Raw genomic sequence first — 14,814 nt, 5'->3', positions numbered from 1 at the left:
GCCCACTCGCTTCTCACTTGCCGCTTGCAGCTGCTCTTATCCTTTGCCTTTAGTGCGGGTCATGTTCGGCCCGCCGTTCTTCTCGATGTGTTCGATGATGATCCCCGCCACGTTCTTGCCGGTGGTGGTCTCGATGCCTTCCAGGCCCGGCGAGGAATTGACCTCCATCACCAGCGGTCCGTGATTGGAACGCAGGATGTCCACCCCGGCCACACTCAGGCCCATGACCTTGGCGGCCCGCAATGCGGTCATGCGTTCTTCGGGGGTGATCTTGATCAGGCTGGCGCTGCCGCCACGATGCAGGTTGGAGCGGAACTCACCCGGCTTGGCCTGACGCTTCATCGCCGCGATCACCTTGTCACCCACCACGAAGCAGCGGATATCGGCACCGCCGGCCTCCTTGATGTACTCCTGGACCATGATGTTCTGCTTCAGGCCCATGAACGCTTCGATCACCGACTCCGCGGCGGTGGCGGTTTCGCACAGCACCACGCCGATGCCCTGGGTGCCTTCCAGCACCTTGATCACCAGCGGGGCGCCGTTGACCATTTCGATCAGGTCGGGGATGTCGTCCGGGGAGTGGGCGAAGCCGGTCACCGGCAGGCCGATGCCACGCCGCGACAGCAACTGCAGCGAGCGCAGCTTGTCCCGGGAGCGGGCGATGGCCACCGATTCGTTGAGGGGGAACACCCCCATCATTTCGAACTGGCGCAGCACCGCACAGCCATAGAACGTCACCGAGGCGCCGATCCGCGGGATCACTGCATCGAACCCCTCCAGGGGTTTGCCGCGGTAGTGGATCTGCGGCTTGTGGCTGGCGATGTTCATGTAGGCACGCAGGGTGTCGACCACTACCATTTCATGGCCACGCTCGGTGCCGGCCTCGACCAGGCGGCGAGTGGAATACAGACGCGGGTTACGCGACAGCACAGCGATCTTCATGCAACACCTGTGGCAGAGGTAGTGGATACCGGGAACACCGGCTTGTCTTGTACATACTTGAGGCCCGGATTGACCACCAACTGGCCGTCGATCAGGGCCTTGGAACCCAGCAGCAGGCGATAGCGCATGGCCTTGCGGCAGGCGAGGGTGAACTCCACCCGCCATAGGTGATCGCCCAGGGCCAGGGTGGTGCTGATCACGTAGCGGACCTGGGCCTGGCCGTTGGAACTCTTGATGGTCTTCATCGCCACCAGTGGCGCTTCGCAACGTCGGTGGCGCAACTGCACCACGCTACCCAGGTGGGCATTGAAACGCACCCATTGCTCGCCGTTGCGCTCGAAGGGCTCGATCTCGGTGGCATGCAGGCTGGAGGTGCTGGCGCCGGTATCGATCTTGGCGCGCAGGCCGGCGACTCCCAGATCCGGAAGCGCCACCCACTCGCGCAGACCGACAACGGTCAAATGGTCAAAAGTCTTCAATAAGGGAAATCCGCAATTAGCTGTTCCAGGCCGAGGCCGGAACGTCGGCCAGGGCTTTGAATGCAGGTCTGGCGAACCAGTAACCCTGCATCAGATAAATTCCACAGTCGCTGAGAAAGTCCCGTTCACCGGCGCTTTCAATGCCCTCGGCGATGACTGTAACCCCCAACTCCGCACACATTGTGACAATCGCGCGGATGATCGCCTGGCGTACGCGATCCTGGTCGACATCACGCACCAGCGCCATGTCGAGCTTGATCAGGTCGGGTTGGAAATCCGCCAGCAGGTTCAGCCCCGAGTACCCCGAGCCGAAGTCGTCGATGGCGGTCTTGAAGCCGAATTCGCGGTATTCACGCAGAATATTGGTCAAATGGCGATAGTTATCTACGTGCTGGCTTTCCAGGGTTTCGAAAATCAGCCGCTCCAGGGGGAAACACTGGGCCCGGGCCGCCTCCAGGGTGCTGCGGATGCACAGCTCCGGCCGGTACACGGCGTTGGGCATGAAGTTGATCGACAGGTGGCTTTGCATGCCCAGTTGGGCGGCGAGGGTGATCGCCTGGGTGCGGCAGCGCTGGTCGAAACGGTAGCGATTGCTGTCGTCGACCTGCTCCAGCACGGTGCCTGCCCCTTCGCCATTGACCCCGCGTACCAGGGCCTCATGGGCAAAGACCGAGCGGTCTCGCAGATCGACTATGGGCTGATAGGCGAAGGAAAAATCGAAGCCCAGTGGCTGGCTTTGCTGGCAACCTTCGCAGCGGTTGCCGGGCGAGGTCAGGGAAGTGGGAAAGTCAGTCACGGGGACTCCTCGCGTATCAGGGCGCAACCTGGGTTATTTTAGGTGAGCGGCAGGGTTTATGAGAGCCCGCTTGCAAGCGGTACCGTTGCGACATTTTTCAGTTAGGGGAATTTCAGTGGCGCACAAGCAGGAACAGGAAGAAGAGGACAAGGTCCGTCTGGACAAATGGCTCTGGGCAGCACGTTTCTACAAGACCCGGGCTCTGGCCAAGGGGGCCATCGAAAGCGGCAAGGTGCACCACCGTGGCGAGCGCTGCAAGCCGGGCAAGGAGCCTCGGATCGGCGATGAGTATGAGATTCGCACCGGCTTCGACGAACGCACGGTGGTGGTCCAGGCCCTGTCCATCGTCCGCCGTGGCGCGCCCGAGGCGCAAGCACTCTACGCGGAAACCGAGGCCAGTATCGCCAAGCGTGAAACCGCTGCGGCCCAGCGCAAGGCTGGCGCCCTTGGGGTGAGCACCGACGGCAAACCGAGCAAGAAGCAGCGCCGGGACCTGTTCAAGTTCCACGGCAGCAACCACGAATGAAGCCGCAGGAGCCGGCTTGCCGGCAAGCCGGCTCCTGCCGGTCTGCTTAGCGCAGCTGGCTGCTGGCGCGGACTACGCTCATGCGCGACAGGACTGGCATGCGGCCTATCAGGTTGAACAGTGGCTGGGTCAGGCGCAGCAGGACGTTCGACATCCGCGCCGCATAAGGGGTGTAGAAGCCCCAGCCCAGGGCCAGTACGGCGAGCAGCACGCCACCGATGTAGTCGTCCTGGCCCCAGTGCGCACCCGCCACCAGGCGTGGCAGCATGAACAGCAGGGTCAGCCCCCACACCACCAGGAACTGGCCGACAGTGCGGCTGAAGAGGCCCATGAACAGGCCCCAGATCAGCAGCACCGAGGCGTGATCGCCCGGAAAGCTCTGGCTGGAGCGATCCTTGATTTCCCAAGTCTTTTCCCAGCCCGGGAAGTAGTCGCTCATGTGCACGGCGCCTTCGAGCACCATGGATGGACTGTTGTGTTGCCAGTTCATCACGGCCACCAGCTTGGAAAACAGCGCGCGAATCACCACCATCAGGATCAGGATCGACAGGAAGCCGAAGAAGGCGCGGCGTACATCCACGGCCTGGAATACCCAGTCGCCGCGGATCAGCAGGCCGAGCATGATCAGACCCACCACGATGTCGAATGGCCGCAGGCTGGCCACGGCCCACAGGTGCAGCCAGGTGGTATGGGTGGCAAGGGGAGTGTTGAGCAGGCGGAACAGCCACTCGTCGAACATCGTGCAGAGCATTTGCCCGGTGGGCCACAACCAGAAACCCAGCAGGGCCAAAGGGAGTACATTGCACAGAACCAGCTTGCCGAGGTTCCACCTTGCTTGGAACAAACCCGGATTGTTCATAAAATATCTCCAATCACCGCAAAAACTGCACCTTCATGGTGCAAAAAAACGCAATTTTCGGTGCTTGTAACCTTTTTGTCACCTTTCAGATGCCCAGACCTATGACTGATTTGCCGGATACCGACTTCACTCAACGCTTCATTTTTGACGAGAGCGACGCCCGCGGCGAGCTGGTCTCGCTGGAGCGCAGTTATGCCGAAGTCCTCGCCAAGCACGCCTATCCCGAGCCGGTGGCGCAGCTGCTGGGCGAACTGATGGCGGCGGCGTCGTTGCTGGTCGGCACCCTCAAGTTCGATGGCTTGCTGATTCTCCAGGCGCGCTCCGAAGGTCCGGTGCCACTGCTGATGATCGAGTGCTCCAGCGAGCGCGAGATTCGCGGCCTGGCCCGTTATGACGCGGCGCAGATCGCCCCTGACGCGACCCTGGCCGACCTGATGCCCAATGGTGTCCTGGCCCTGACCGTGGACCCGGCCCAAGGCCAGCGTTACCAGGGCATTGTCGACCTGGACGGCGCCACCCTCGCCGAGTGCTTCACCAACTATTTCGTCATGTCGCAGCAGACCGGCACCCGTTTCTGGTTGTATGCCGATGGCCGCAATGCCCGTGGCCTGCTGTTGCAGCAATTGCCGGCCGACCGCCTGCGCGATCCCGAGGAGCGCGAGGCCAACTGGCAGCACCTCACCGCCCTGGCCAGCACCCTGACCGCCGATGAACTGCTTAGCCTGGACAACGAAACCGTGCTCCATCGCCTGTACCACGAAGAAGCCGTGCGCCTGTTCGATGTCCAGCCGCTGCGTTTCCGCTGCAGCTGCTCGCGCGAGCGCTCGGGCAATGCCCTGGTCAGCCTGGGGTTGGAAGATGCCCAGCAACTGGTGGTGGAGCATGGCGGCAGCATCGAAATCGACTGCCAGTTCTGCAACGAACGCTATCTGTTCGATGCGGCGGACATCGCGCAATTGTTTGCCGGTGCGGGCGTTGACTCACCGTCAGATACTCGTCACTAAAACGTTTCAGCGAAGGTAAATCACCTGGTAAACGCCGGAATTACGCCGTGCTGACGGGAGGACCCTACTTTTTTTGGGCTTTTCTGGCATAATCCGGCGCACTTTTTTCGCGGTAGTAGTGCGCGAGTTTCTACTACAAAACGTTTGGAGCACTCGGCCGCTGGCCGACGACGGGGAACCTCATGACGCAAGCCAACAACACCGTGTACACCGACCTGAGCGTCGATGAGCTGGTAAAAGAAGCGCTGTCCCGCGGTGAAGGCGAATTGGCCGATACTGGCGCGCTGACGGTCAAGACCGGTCACCGCACCGGCCGTTCGCCGGCAGACCGTTTCATCGTCGAGGAGCCTTCCACCCAGGATGCGATCGCCTGGGGCCCGATCAACCGCAAGTTCCCAGCCGACAAGTTCGATGCCCTGTGGGCTCGCGTCGAGGCGTTCAACAACGCTCAGGAACACTTCGTTTCCTACGTTCACGTAGGGGCTGCCGCCGACCACTACCTGGCCGTCAAGATGACCACCCAGACCGCCTGGCAGAACCTGTTCGGCCGGTGCCTGTTCATCACCCCGGAGCAGTACAACCCGGCCGGTCGCCAAGAGTGGCAGATCCTCAACGTTGCCAATTTCGAGTGCGTGCCAGAGCGTGACGGCACCAATTCCGACGGTTGCGTCATCCTCAACTTCGCCCAGAAGAAAGTGCTGATCGCCGGCATGCGCTACGCCGGTGAAATGAAGAAAGCCATGTTCTCGGTGCAGAACTTCCTGCTGCCGGCTGTCGATGTGCTGCCGATGCACTGCGCCGCCAACATCGGCGAAGAAGGCGATGTGACCCTGTTCTTCGGCCTGTCCGGTACCGGCAAGACCACCCTGTCGGCCGACGAAAGCCGTTACCTGATCGGTGACGACGAGCACGGCTGGGGCGAAGGCGTCGTGTTCAACATGGAAGGCGGCTGCTACGCCAAATGCATCGACCTGTCCGAGAAGAACGAGCCGGTCATCTGGAAAGCCATCAAGCACGGCGTTGTGCTGGAAAACGTCGTCCTGGACGACGCCAAGCAGGCCGACTACGCCGATGCCAGCCTGACCCAGAACACCCGCGCCGCCTACCCGCTGGAGCACGTCGAGAAGCGCTCCGAGCAGAACCTGGGTGGCGAGCCCAACGCGGTGATCTTCCTGACCTGCGACCTGACCGGCGTACTGCCTCCGGTGTCGATCCTGAACAACGAGCAGGCGGCCTACCACTTCCTGTCCGGCTACACCGCGCTGGTCGGTTCCACCGAAATGGGCTCGGGCGGCGGCATCAAGTCGACCTTCTCCACCTGCTTCGGCGCCCCGTTCTTCCCGCGTCCAGCCGGCGAATACGCCGAGCTGCTGATCAAGCGCATCAACGGTTTCGGCTCCAAGGTCTACCTGGTCAACACCGGCTGGACCGGCGGTGGCTACGGTGTCGGCAAGCGCTTCAACATCCCAACCACCCGTGGCGTGATCGCAGCGATCCAGAGCGGCGCGCTGGTGGGTGCCGAGACCGAGCACCTGGACATCATCAACCTGGACGTTCCAAAGACCGTTCCGGGCGTCGACACCGAGCTGCTCAACCCACGCAACACCTGGACTGACAAGGCCGCCTACGACGAAGCCGCCAAGGCCCTGGCCGGCCTGTTCATCGAGAACTTCAAGAAGTTCGACGTGAGCGACGCCATCAAGGCTGCCGGTCCGAAGCTGTAAGCCTCGACCTGCCATGAAAAAGCCGCCCTTCGGGGCGGCTTTTTTGTGCGCGACGAGCCGGGATGCCATCGACCCGGGCCCAGGCCCGTTATCTGGTTCGAGCCCGAGCCTCAACCCTTCAAATGCAGCGCCAGCGCGCCCAGCAGTACCAGCACCACGCCCGTCACCTGCACCGCGCTCAGGCGTTCCTTGAAGAACACATAACCCAGCACCGCGGCGATGCCGCCGGACAGGGTACTGATCACTGTCACCACCGACACCGAGCCGGCCATGGCGCCCCAGGAAAAGGCGAAGAAGGCGCCAAGGTTCATCAGGCTGGTAGAGGCCAGGATGCCGCAGTTCTTCGGTGGCGGAAGCTTCAGCCCATCCGGGATTTTCAGCACCATCAGCAGCATGGTCGCGCTGCCCACCATGTAGCCGAGCCAGAGCATGCTGATGGGCCCCAGCTGGGGCAGGGTGTAGCGGCCCTGCAGCCAGAAGCTGGTGCCATAGAGGAAGGCCGACAGCAGGGCGTAGAAGATCGAGCGACCTGCTGCGGTGCTGTGGGGCAGCTTGGGGTCCGAGTGCAGGCCAGTGAGGACCACGCCGACCACGCACAGCAGGATGCAGGACAGCTGGATCAGGCTGATCTGCTCGCCGCTGGCCCAGGACAGCAACGTGGTGACCACACCGTAGGAGGTCACCAGCGGTGCGACGATGGACGCCTTGCCCAGGGCGAAGGCCTTGCCCAGGGCCAGGGCGCCGGAGACGGTGAACGCCGCGGCGACCACGCCCATCAGCCAGACCTCCGGCGGCGCAGCCACGGCCTTGAACAGGAAGGCGGGAAAGACCACCAGCAGCAGGCTCATCAGCGTGAACCCGAGGGTCTGGCTGAAGAACACCGCACGTTTTACCCCCACCGCGCGAACGTTGAGCCCCACGAGAAAATCAGTGCCGCCCCAGAGCAAGGCGGCGAGCAGCCCCATCATTACATCCACGGTTTCTTCCTTGTTTTTGTTGTACGTCCTAGAGGCTTTCCAGTTCCCGGGTATCCCAGCGGCGCAGCCTGATCGCCTGGTACAGCATGCCGATGGTCAACGGCAGTTTGTCGCTGCGGCCCTTGGCGCGGCGCTTGAGAAACGGATCGAAACCTTCGGGCTGGAAGTAGCGATAGCTGTCGAAGTCGAAAAAATCGAGGTCGAACTGCTCCTCCAGGGCCAGCAGCAGGTGTCGGGCATCGGCACCGTCGCAACCCAGGTCGAGGTTGATCGCGGTCGCCAGGTGCAGGGTCTTGCGTTCGGGCAGGCCGATTTCTTCATGCAGCAGCTGCATCAGCTGGCGCATGGGGGCGTCGTCGGGAAAGCCGGGGGCCAGGTGCATGGTCACGTTCGCGGCAGCTCTTGGAAGGGGGGGGAGTGTAAGGCGATCCGGTGGGGGTTTTTCAAGCCCCGGGACCGTCTTCTGGCCAGTTTTTGCAAAGGTTCGACTGTGTCCCATTGCGCGCCATTTTCCTGCCTTGGGCCGAGCATTGACGGGCAAAAATGTGTATGGTGCGCCGCTGGCTGGCGGGCTGGAATCGAGCTGCCATCACCTTCGGTTACAGGGATTTTGTTATGGCTTTTTTTCGCCTGGCGGCGGTGTTGTGGCTAGGAATGGCGATGGGTGCGGCGCAGGCCCAGGCGTTGTCGATCCAGGTGCTGGACGCGGTGGTCAAGGATTCGCCGCTGGCTGATGTCCAGGTGCAGTTGCAGCAGGACAAGAGCCAGGTCTCGGGGCGTACCGACGCCCAAGGGCGAGCGGTCCTGGAGGACGCCGAGGGTGCGGCCGGCGAATTGCTGCTGCGCAAGCAGGGCTACGCCGACCTGCGAGTCAAATGCCCGTGCCAGGGGCTTGGCCTGGCCATGAGCCCGGTGCTGCAAGATCCGCGAAGCCTGCGAATAGTGCTGAGCTGGAGCGCACCGGGACAGGACCTGGATACCTACCTGGCCTACCCGCACAAGCTGCTGTATTTCGGCACCGGCAAGGGCCAGGGGGCCCGGTTGGATGTGGACAGCACCGACAGTGGCGGGCCGGAAACCATCACCATCGACGAGCCAGTGCCCGGGGACGCCTATGTGTTCGCCGTGCACGACTTCACCAATGGCAACAACCCCGAGTCGCTGCACCTGGGGCGCAGCCGGGCGTGGGTCCATGTCTACAAAGGTCCGTCGCTGATTCGCAGCTATCGGGTACCGGAGAATCGCCAGGGTAATCTGTGGGTAGTGTTTCGCCTGAGCGCAGCCGGGCAATTGCAGGATATCGACCGCGTCCTGCAGGAAAACCGGGGTCCGGAACCCATCATGATCAGCTTCGATCCCCTGCTGGACGGTACCCGGCCCATCGACGAAGTGGTGGCCAAGGATGCCGGCCCGGTGGATGCCAAAACCCTCAATCGCAAGGGCGAGGAGTATTACCGCAGAGGCGATTTCGGTGGCGCTGGGATCTATTACAAGCAGGCCATCGAGATGGACCCGGGTTATGCCCAGGCCTACAGCAACCTGGCCCTGGCCTATCGCAAGAACAACCGGCCGGATGAGGCCATACTCGCCGATCGCCAGGCCATTGCCCTGGCCAGCGGGCCGGCGGCGGCGACCATTCGTGCCAGTGCCTACTACGACATGGGCCGGGTCTTCGAGGAGGCCGGGCAGTTCGCCATGGCACTGGAAAATTACCGTCAGGCCCGTGAGCAAAAGGCCAACCCGGTGTACGACCAGGCGATAGAGCGGCTGCAGCAGCGCTGATCCCAGGCTAGATGTTGTTGCACAGCGCGCCGGCAGGGGCGCTGTGCATTCATGGAGGTTGATATGCGAATTCTTGTTTTCCCCTGGTTGCTGGCGTTGTGCCTGTCCAGCGGCCTGGCCCAGGCGGCAGGTCCACTGGTGTTCGCCACCATCGATCGCAGTGGCTGGCCGACTCCCCTGGCCAGCACGGAAGAATTCGACACGGCCTCCCGGGCTGAAATCCTGATGTTCGGCAAGGCCCTGCTGGCCAGCGAAAACCTCGACGAGGGGGCCTTGAAGCAGCGACTCGGTGTGAGGCAGCTGGACCTCAAGTCCGTCAATCAGGTACGCCAGCGTTTTTGGGCGTTGCTGCTGGTCAACTACCAGATGGCCAGTCGCGACTGTGGCACCGCGCCGTTCTGCCAACCCGTGCGCAACCTTGCCGAACTGCGCCAGCTGGTGGCGGGTTTCACCGGCGAGAGCAAGGCCACCTATGACGCCTGGGCGAAGGCCAGCGCCCGCTTCCACCAGCAGTACCTGCAGGAGCAACTACGGCTGGCAGCGTTGTTCCCCACGGTCAGCAGCGAGATCCAGCGAATGGATCCGGCAGAGAAGCTGGGGGACGAGCTGGCGGATCGGCAGTTCCTGCTGACCTTCGACGATGGGCCGAGCCCCCGTGGCGGCCATAGCGACGAGCTGGTGACGGTACTGCGGGCCCATGACCTGCATGGCCTGTTCTTCGTCCTGGGAACCGCGTTGCAGGCACGCCTGGACCCGTCTTCGGCGGGCCAGGTGCGAGAGCTCTACGACGGCCAGTGCGTGGGCCTGCATGGTTGGGAGCACAAATCCCATGCGTCCTGGAGCCAGTGGCAAGGTTCGCTGGTCAACAGCGCCAGCCTGGCGGGGCGTAGTCTGGAAGGGGAGTACCTGCCGCTGTTTCGTCCACCTTATGGGCAACGTCGCAGCGACACAGCCGCCTTTCTCAAGGGGCACGGCCTGCAACTGATGCTGTGGAACATCGACTCCCAGGACTGGAGCAAGAAGGTCAGTGCGCAGGCTGCCGCCCAGCGGGTGCAGACGCTGATGCTGCTGTGGCGGCGCGGCATCATCCTGTTCCATGACGTCCATCCCAAGGCGGCCCAGGCCTTGCCGGTGTTGTTCCAGGAAAATCTGCACAATGGCGTGCAATGGCTGGACTGCCGCAGCCTGCGCTAGCCGCCCCTGGTCGATGGACCGGCCACCGCCACGGTGTGCCGGTATCATCCGGTAGCGCTTTTGCCCATGACCTTTTCCCGATCCGCCGACCTGCCGCGCTAGTCTCAGGCATGGTCAGCGGTCAAAGGAGTGACCCCATGCACAGTACTCTCGAACAGGTCTTCGGTTATCCAGGTTTTCGCCCGGGCCAGGAGGCCACGGTCAGCGCGGTGCTGGCCGGGCGCTCGGCGGCGGCGATCTTTCCCACCGGCTCCGGCAAGTCCTTGTGCTACCAGCTGCCGGCCTTGCTGCTTCCGCACCTGACCCTGGTGGTCTCGCCGCTCCTGGCGCTGATGCAGGACCAGCTGGCCTTTCTGCAACGGCACGGCATTGCCGCCGCTAGCATCGACTCGGCCCAGGGCCGCGATGAGGCCAACCAGGTCATGGCCAGGGCTCGTTCCGGTGAGCTTAAGATCCTCATGATCTCGGTGGAGCGCCTGAAGAACGAGCGCTTTCGCAACTTCCTGCAGCAGGTGCCCATTTCCTTGCTGGTGGTGGACGAGGCCCACTGCATTTCCGAATGGGGCCACAACTTCCGGCCCGACTACCTCAAGTTGCCCGACTACCAGCGCCAGTTCCGCATTCCCCAGGCCCTGCTGCTGACGGCCACGGCCACGCCCAAGGTGATTGCCGATATGCAGGCCAAGTTCGCCATTGCCCAGCAGGATGTGGTGACCACGGGTTTCTATCGGCCCAACCTCAACCTGCTGGTGGAACCGGTGGCGGGTGTCGATAAGCGTCGGCGCCTGGTGCAGTGGCTGGGCGAGCGGATCGGCCAGCCGAGCATCGTCTACGTCACCCTGCAAAAGACCGCCGAGCAGATCGCCGAATACCTGGGGCAGCACGGGATCGCTGCCCAGGCCTATCACGCCGGTTTGCCCCACGAGCGGCGCGAGTCGATCCAGCGAAACTTCATGACGGGCAACAGCCAGTGCATCGTCGCTACCATTGCCTTTGGCATGGGCATCGACAAGAGCGACATTCGCAACGTGGTGCACTTCGACCTGCCCAAATCGATCGAGAACTACAGCCAGGAAATCGGCCGCGCCGGGCGCGATGGCCAGCCCTCGGACTGCCTGGTGCTGGCCAACCGCGACAGTCTCAACGTGCTGGAGAACTTCGTATACGGGGATACGCCGGAGCTGAGCGGAATCCGCTGTGTGCTGGACGAGCTGCTGGCGTCGGCGCCCCAGGGGCAGTGGGAATTGCTGCTGGGGCCCCTGGCGGACCAGAGCAATATCCGCCAGTTGCCCCTCAAGACCCTGCTTGTGCAGCTGGAGCTGCGAGGCCTGATCGCCCCGCGTTATGCCTACTTCGCCGAGTACCGTTTCAAGTTGCTGCAGGAGCCGGCGGACCTGCTGGCGCGTTTCGAGGGTGAGCGGCGGGACTTCGTCGAGGCCATCCTCCACACTTCGAGCCGGGCCAGGACCTGGGCCACGGTGGATTTCGACGCGCTCCATACCCACTGCCAGGCGCCGCGCCAGCGGGTGGTCAAGGCCCTGGACTACCTCCAGGAAAAAGGCTGGGTGGAACTGGAAAGCAAACAGATGACCGAGGTCTACAGCCTGTTGCAGAGCGATTTCGACCCAGTGGCGCTGAGTGCCGAGCTGCATGCCTACTTCACCTGCCACGAGGCCGGCGAGGTCAGGCGGATCCACGCCATGCTCGAACTGTTCGCCAGCGAGCAGTGCCTGGGGTATCGCCTGGCGCAGTACTTCGGCGACCAGCAGGCCCCCCGGCACTGTGGGCATTGTTCGGTCTGCCGGGGCCAGGTGGCGCAGCTGCCCGCGCCGCCGGGGCTGCCGGCACTTGTGGATAAAAATTTCGAGGGGCTGTGCGGCAATTTTATCCACAGGCACCAGCAGCACACCGGCGATGTGCCCGGGGCAGAACGCCTGACGCGTTTCCTGTGTGGCATCAGCGTGCCGTTGTTCACCAAGCTCAAGGCCAGGAGCATCGCCGGTTTTGCGGCGCTGGAGGAGTATCCCTATGGCGCCGTGCGGGAGTGGTGCACGGCCCATTTGCCCGAGTGAAAATCCATTTGCTGAATGTTGCGCATCACAGGAATAAATTTCAAAAATGATGTTCGCCTGACTATGGTGGTGGCTGTCTTGGGATCCACCACCAGAGAGTCGACATGAGCCAGACAGCCTTCGATATTCAGCGCGCCGCAGTGATCGGTGCCGGCACCATGGGCCGTGGCATCGTCATGTGCCTGGCCAACGCCGGCCTGCCGGTGTTGTGGCTGGACAACAATCCACAGATGCTCCAGCAGGCGCTGGCGGCGGTGGCCGAAACCTATGCTCACCACGTGCGCCAGGGGCGCCTCGAGCAGGCCGAAGCCGACGCACGCCTGGCACGGATCGGCGTCGCGCCAGGTTATCCACAGCTGGCCGATGCGGACCTGGTGATCGAGGCCGTGTATGAGAATCTCGAGCTCAAGCAGCAGATCTTTCGTCAGCTGGATGACACGCTCAAGCCGTCGGCGATCCTGGCCAGCAACACTTCTGCCCTGGATATCGACGCCATTGCTGCGGTTACCCGGCGCGCTCCCCAGGTGTTGGGCCTGCACTTCTTCAGTCCTGCGCACATCATGAAACTGCTGGAAGTGGTACGCGCGGCCAAGACCGCGCCCGCGGTACTGGATGCGGCACTGGCACTGGGTCAGCGCATGGGCAAGGTCAGCGTGGTGGCTGGCAACTGCTTCGGTTTCATTGGCAATCGCATGCTCAACACCTATGTGCACGAGGCCCGCAAGATGCTGCTCGAAGGAGCCTTTCCCTATCAGGTGGATGGTGCTCTGCAGGCCTTCGGTTTTGCCATGGGGCCGTTTCGCATGTACGACGTGGTGGGTGTCGACCTGGGCTGGCGCGCGCGGCAACTGAGTGGCATCGGCCAGGATGTGCCAGAGGTCCAGGTCGACAATCGCTTGTGCGAGCTGGGGCGTTTCGGTCAGAAAAGCGGCAACGGCTACTACCACTACGAGCCCGGCAGCCGGCAGGCCGAGCACGACCTGGAGGTCGATGCGCTGGTGCAGCAGGTCAGTGAGGGCCTGGGCTACCTGCGCCGTGACATCGGTCCTGGGGAAATCCTCGAACGCTGCCTGCTGGCCCTGGTCAACGAGGGCGCGAAGATCCTCCAGGAGGGCATTGCCGGCTCGGCCCATGACATCGACCTGGTCTACCTCAACGGTTATGGCTTCCCCAGGGAGCGGGGCGGGCCGATGAGCTGGGCCGACAGCCAGGGCCTGGAGCAGGTCCGCCGCCGGTTGCTGGAGCTGCAAGCCGGGCTGGGCGGCCATTGGCGGCCCGCGAAACTGATCGAGGAGCTGGCCGCCGCCGGAAAAGGGTTTGCCCAGGTTTAGTCGCCTGGGGTGAAATGCCCGGCGATCAATCTTCAGCCCATGGGAGACAGCCCTGATGTCCGAACCTGTGCCGCAACGCGGCGACTACCGTCATTTCCAGCCGATCACCACCCGCTGGCACGACAATGACGCCTATGGCCATGTGAACAACGTCACCTACTACAGCTTCTTTGATACGGCAGTGAACACCTACCTGATCGAACAGGGCGGTCTGGATATCCACGATGGCGAGGTGGTGGGTTTCGTGGTCAGTTCGGCCTGCGACTACTTTGCTTCCATCGCCTTTCCCGAATGCATCGAGGTGGGTCTGCGGGTCGGCAAACTGGGCAACAGCTCGGTGCAGTATGAGTTGGCGGTGTTCAAGCTGGGAGAGGGAGAGCCGTGCGCGGCAGGACGCTTCGTCCATGTGTTCGTGGACCGGGCATCCAACCAGCCGGTAGCGATTCCGCCCGCATTGCGGGCGGCGCTGGAGCAGTTGCTGGTGGTGTGAACGTTGGAGCCTTTAGCTGCTGCCAGGCTGCGATCGTCTGCGCAGGAGACGCTAGAGCGCAATCAACGGTGCAACTGATACACCGTTGCGCCTGCCTGGCGAGTCCTGCGGCCTCGTTCGTTGCCTGCGGCAGCGGCGACAGTCAGTCGCGATAATGACGATGCTTGCGATGCCCGTAGGCATGGCCACGGCCACGGTGGCCGTCGCGGTAGTAGCGGCGGTCGCGATCACGGCGGTAGTCGCGGTCTTCGCGGGCGCTCTCATTGCCCATGTAGTTGCCCAGTGCACCGCCGGCGCCGCCACCTGCTGCTGCGCCGATCAGGCTGCCCGTGTTGCCGCCCATGCTGCGGCCCACCACGTTGCCGCCTGCAGCGCCAAGGGCGCCGCCAATGGCTGCCTGGCCGCGGCTGCGCTTGTCCGCACCGACCGCACTGCCGCCTGCGCCGCCCAAGGCCGCGCCGATGGCCGATCCGGTATTGCCACCGATCTGCTGACCGACCACCGAGCCTAGAACCCCGCCCAATGCGCCGCCCACACCTGCTTCAGTGGTGCCTCCGGCAGAGGCGACGCCGCTGACCAGGCCAAGGGACAACAAGAGAATCGAGGAGAACTTCATACATGAGCCTCAAAGGGATGAC

15 protein-coding genes are annotated in these 14,814 nt (G+C 63.1%); 8 read left to right on the top strand and 7 right to left on the bottom strand.

From position 1 onward, the window contains the following. Nucleotides 1-36 precede the first annotated feature (36 nt). Genes rimK through LGQ10_RS17670 form a run of 3 tightly spaced genes read right to left on the bottom strand, consistent with a single transcriptional unit; the run spans nt 37 to nt 2,217 of the window. Complete coding sequence (rimK, locus tag LGQ10_RS17680) at nt 37-942, bottom strand: 30S ribosomal protein S6--L-glutamate ligase (RefSeq protein ID WP_007931744.1); 906 nt, start codon at nt 940-942, stop codon at nt 37-39. After that, nucleotides 939-1,421 (bottom strand): ATP-dependent zinc protease, encoded by a 483-nt coding sequence (locus LGQ10_RS17675; protein ID WP_226522726.1) that lies wholly within the window; start codon nt 1,419-1,421, stop codon nt 939-941. The genes rimK and LGQ10_RS17675 overlap by 4 nt, the downstream gene beginning before the upstream one ends. A gap of 16 nt (nt 1,422-1,437) precedes the next feature. Further along, nucleotides 1,438-2,217: an EAL domain-containing protein gene (locus LGQ10_RS17670; protein ID WP_226522725.1), complete on the bottom strand. Its 780-nt coding sequence runs from the start codon at nt 2,215-2,217 to the stop codon at nt 1,438-1,440. Between the two features lie 115 nt (nt 2,218-2,332). Here LGQ10_RS17670 and LGQ10_RS17665 point away from each other — a divergent pair, with 115 nt between their 5' ends. After that, nucleotides 2,333-2,743 carry an RNA-binding S4 domain-containing protein gene (locus LGQ10_RS17665; protein ID WP_058437506.1) on the top strand — a complete coding sequence of 137 codons (411 nt, stop codon included), beginning with the start codon at nt 2,333-2,335 and terminating at the stop codon, nt 2,741-2,743. A 46-nt stretch (nt 2,744-2,789) separates the two neighbouring features. On the opposite strand, the gene LGQ10_RS17660 is transcribed toward LGQ10_RS17665, so the two are convergent. Next, entirely contained in the window at nt 2,790-3,602 is an 813-nt protein-coding gene (locus LGQ10_RS17660; RefSeq protein WP_226522724.1) for a phosphatase PAP2 family protein, read from the bottom strand. Between the two features lie 101 nt (nt 3,603-3,703). Here LGQ10_RS17660 and hslO point away from each other — a divergent pair, with 101 nt between their 5' ends. Then, a complete protein-coding gene (hslO, locus tag LGQ10_RS17655; RefSeq protein WP_058437464.1) occupies nt 3,704-4,606 on the top strand; it encodes an Hsp33 family molecular chaperone HslO in 903 nt (300 codons plus the stop codon). Nucleotides 4,607-4,788: 182 nt separating this feature from the next. Continuing rightward, nucleotides 4,789-6,330 (top strand): phosphoenolpyruvate carboxykinase, encoded by a 1,542-nt coding sequence (locus LGQ10_RS17650; protein WP_058437465.1) that lies wholly within the window; start codon nt 4,789-4,791, stop codon nt 6,328-6,330. 110 nt (nt 6,331-6,440) lie between these two features. Here the strand turns inward: LGQ10_RS17650 and LGQ10_RS17645 are convergent, their stop codons facing one another. Next, nucleotides 6,441-7,295 carry a DMT family transporter gene (locus tag LGQ10_RS17645; protein ID WP_226526153.1) on the bottom strand — a complete coding sequence of 285 codons (855 nt, stop codon included), beginning with the start codon at nt 7,293-7,295 and terminating at the stop codon, nt 6,441-6,443. 40 nt (nt 7,296-7,335) lie between these two features. Further along, nucleotides 7,336-7,689, bottom strand: coding sequence for a DUF1493 family protein (locus tag LGQ10_RS17640; protein WP_226522723.1), 354 nt, complete (start codon nt 7,687-7,689; stop codon nt 7,336-7,338). 233 nt (nt 7,690-7,922) lie between these two features. Here LGQ10_RS17640 and LGQ10_RS17635 point away from each other — a divergent pair, with 233 nt between their 5' ends. The 5 genes from LGQ10_RS17635 to LGQ10_RS17615 all read left to right on the top strand — a co-directional run bounded on the left by LGQ10_RS17635 (nt 7,923) and on the right by LGQ10_RS17615 (nt 14,176). Next, nucleotides 7,923-9,089, top strand: coding sequence for a YfaP family protein (locus tag LGQ10_RS17635; RefSeq protein ID WP_226522722.1), 1,167 nt, complete (start codon nt 7,923-7,925; stop codon nt 9,087-9,089). A gap of 63 nt (nt 9,090-9,152) precedes the next feature. Further along, nucleotides 9,153-10,283, top strand: coding sequence for a polysaccharide deacetylase family protein (locus LGQ10_RS17630; protein ID WP_226522721.1), 1,131 nt, complete (start codon nt 9,153-9,155; stop codon nt 10,281-10,283). Nucleotides 10,284-10,420: 137 nt separating this feature from the next. Then, complete coding sequence (locus LGQ10_RS17625) at nt 10,421-12,355, top strand: ATP-dependent DNA helicase RecQ (RefSeq protein WP_226522720.1); 1,935 nt, start codon at nt 10,421-10,423, stop codon at nt 12,353-12,355. 104 nt (nt 12,356-12,459) lie between these two features. After that, nucleotides 12,460-13,686 (top strand): 3-hydroxyacyl-CoA dehydrogenase, encoded by a 1,227-nt coding sequence (locus LGQ10_RS17620; RefSeq protein WP_226522719.1) that lies wholly within the window; start codon nt 12,460-12,462, stop codon nt 13,684-13,686. 55 nt (nt 13,687-13,741) lie between these two features. Continuing rightward, entirely contained in the window at nt 13,742-14,176 is a 435-nt protein-coding gene (locus LGQ10_RS17615; protein ID WP_058435777.1) for an acyl-CoA thioesterase, read from the top strand. A 142-nt stretch (nt 14,177-14,318) separates the two neighbouring features. Here the strand turns inward: LGQ10_RS17615 and LGQ10_RS17610 are convergent, their stop codons facing one another. After that, entirely contained in the window at nt 14,319-14,792 is a 474-nt protein-coding gene (locus tag LGQ10_RS17610) for a YMGG-like glycine zipper-containing protein (protein WP_058435776.1), read from the bottom strand. Nucleotides 14,793-14,814: the final 22 nt, after the last annotated feature.

Source organism: Pseudomonas sp. L5B5, from assembly GCF_020520285.1.
GTDB lineage: Bacteria > Pseudomonadota > Gammaproteobacteria > Pseudomonadales > Pseudomonadaceae > Aquipseudomonas.
The sequence above is the reverse complement of the archived record's forward strand: the minus strand, read 5'-3'. Positions and strand labels throughout refer to the sequence as shown.